General features: G+C 53.4%; 1 protein-coding gene and 1 tRNA gene. Both read left to right on the top strand.

The features are described 5' to 3' along the window. Positions 1–88 precede the first annotated feature (88 nt). Positions 89–164 (top strand) — tRNA-Trp (locus IE142_RS35780). A 33-nt stretch (positions 165–197) separates the two neighbouring features. Next, positions 198–425, top strand: a complete 228-nt coding sequence (gene secE, locus IE142_RS35775) for a preprotein translocase subunit SecE (RefSeq protein WP_004220119.1) — start codon at positions 198–200, stop codon at positions 423–425. Positions 426–552 lie beyond the last annotated feature (127 nt).

The raw sequence follows: 552 nt of genomic DNA, 5'->3' as shown, positions 1-552 counted from the left end.
ATTTCGACTTGGCGGTTTTGCCGCTTACTTCTTGCGTGGTTTTTCGCACAAAATCCTCGCCAGCAAGTAGAAACGGCAGAGTACACCTAGGGAAGTGGCGCAATTGGTAGCGCAACGGTCTCCAAAACCGTAGGTTGTGGGTTCGAGTCCCGCCTTCCCTGCCAAGCTTCTTACAACAAGCTCAGCGGAGGATTATTATGGCGAAGGCAAAAAATAGCGAAAAGGCCGTTAAGCCGAACATCTTCATGCGTCTTGGCTTGTTCATCAAACAGATTATCGACGAACTCCGCAAGGTCGTGACCCCGACCAGCAAAGAGCTGTTCTTCTGGGCACTCGCCGTGTTCATCTTCGTGCTGCTCCTGATGGCACTGGTCACCGGCATGGACTTCGGTCTGGGCAAGCTGACCCTGTGGATCTTCGGCTGATCAACGACTTGAAGGTGAAACTGCATGACTGACGAAGTGTTTTCCGACAACCTCGACGAAGCTCCAGAAGCTGATCTCGAGGCCGTAGCTGCCGTTGAGGAGCTGCAGGCCGAGGGTGAAAGCGTTC

The sequence above is a fragment of the Streptomyces mutabilis genome, assembly GCF_014649815.1.
Lineage (GTDB): Bacteria > Actinomycetota > Actinomycetes > Streptomycetales > Streptomycetaceae > Streptomyces > Streptomyces mutabilis.
This window is presented reverse-complemented; position numbering and strand designations above follow the sequence as displayed.

What these genes read in the sequence shown, in the direction of transcription:
- secE (WP_004220119.1), top strand. Translation starts at nt 198, where the DNA reads ATGGCGAAGGCAAAAAATAGCGAAAAGGCCGTTAAGCCGAACATCTTC.